Consider the following 1,825-nt stretch of genomic DNA (forward strand, 5'->3'; position numbering starts at 1 on the left):
TTTCTTTTTTCAAGCAGATGACGGCATACGAGGGCGGTCAACGTCTCGTGTGGTCGTAGATGTGTATAAGGTACAGGGCGTGGACTCGCGCTCGGTGCGCGGCTTGCTGCGCTCCACGCGCAAGGTCTTGGTGCCCTGCTGCTTGCCGTTGAGCGCCTCGAAGGCCGCCACGTCGTCCTCGGCGACGAAGACGTACGCGAAGGTGGGGCGCAATTCCGCGCGCACCAGCTTGCCCACCGGGGCGCCCGCGTCCTCCATCGCCGTGGCGATGCTGCCCGGGCCCAGGCCGTCCGCCGTGCCCAGGTTGACCCACAGCTTCACCTCGCCGGGGCCGGCCTCCAGGGCCGCCGCGCCGCCGCCGCGCTCGCGCCGGGGCTCGTCGCGCCGCGGGCGCCGCTCGCGCTCGCCGTGCTCCGCCCGCTCCGGACGGTCCGCGCGCGCCGGACGCTCGCGCCGCTCCTCGCGCTCGCCCCGCTCCCGCCGCTCGCCGCGCTCGCGCTTCTCGCCGCGCTCCCGGCGGCCACCCTCGCGCGCTTCCGGCTTGCGCTCCTGCACGGGCTCGCGCCCTTCCGCCAGCATGGCGGCCTGGGCCTTCTCCATGCGCAGGTGGCTGAAGAAGTACTTCAGCAGGAAGGCGATGAGGTCATCGGCGTCCGGCCGCGTCTTGAGCTGCGAGGCCAGGGGGAGGAAGCCCTCGAAGATGGAGCCGCCGGCGGCCTCGTGAATCTCGCGCACGTGGCGCTCGGTCCACAGCCGCATCGCCTCCTCGGGCGCCGGCATGTCGCGCTTCTCGAACTTGATGCCGAACTTCTTCTCCAGCGTGGTGTACGTGGCCAGCTCACGGCCGGAGAAGAGGTTGATGGCGGTGCCCTTGTTGCCGATGCGGCCGGTGCGGCCCACGCGGTGCAGGTACACCGCCGCGTCCTCCGGCAGCGAGTAGTTGATGACGTACTCCAGGCCGGAGATGTCGATGCCGCGCGCCGCGATGTCCGTGGCCACCATGAAGGCCACCTCGCCGCGCTTCACCTTGCCCATCACCCGCTCGCGCTCCTTCTGCGGCAGGTCTCCGTTGAGCAATTCCGCGTCGAAGCCGTTGCGGTTGAGCACCGCCGTCACCAGCGCGGTGTCGTCGCGCGTGTTGCAGAAGATGATGGCGTTCTGCGGCTCTTCCTTCTCCAGCACGTAGATGAGGTTGCGCGGCTTGGGGAAGGCGTCCGACACGTCGTAGCGGATGTGGTGGATGTGCTCCACCGTGAAGACGTCGCCGGACAGCAGCAGCGTCTCCGCGTTCGTCGTGTAGCGGGCGATGAGGTTCTGGATGTCCGTGGGGACGGTGGCGCTGAAGAGCAGCACCTGGCGCGTCTTCGGGAGGCGGTCGAGGATGCGCGTGACTTCCTCGTAGAAGCCCTGGTTGAGCATCTCGTCCGCTTCGTCCAGCACCGCGTGGTCGCACCCGTCCAGCTTCAGGTTGCCGCGGTTGATGTGGTCGAACACGCGGCCCGGGGTGCCGACGATGATGGGGGTGCCCTCCTCGAGCGCGTCCTCCTGCTGCTTCATGGAGGCGCCGCCGTAGATGGCCGCCACCTTCACGCCCTTGTGCTTGGCGAGCATCTTCAGCTCGTCAGCCACCTGGAGCGCCAGCTCGCGGGTGGGGCAGAGGATGAGGGCGCGGACCTTCTTCTCGTCGGCGGGAATCTTCTCCAGCAGGGGCAGGCCGAACGCGGCCGTCTTCCCGGTGCCCGTCTTGCTGCGGACGATGAGGTCCCGTCCTTCCATGGCCGGCTTGAAGGCGCGGGCCTGGACGGGGGTGGGGTGGGTATAGCCG

At 69.3% G+C, this 1,825-nt stretch carries 1 pseudogene; it reads right to left on the bottom strand.

The features are described from left to right. Nucleotides 1-75 precede the first annotated feature (75 nt). Nucleotides 76-1,825, bottom strand: a pseudogene (locus HG543_RS53445) (DEAD/DEAH box helicase); the annotation flags it as partial.

This window comes from Pyxidicoccus fallax (assembly GCF_012933655.1).
Lineage (GTDB): Bacteria > Myxococcota > Myxococcia > Myxococcales > Myxococcaceae > Myxococcus > Myxococcus fallax.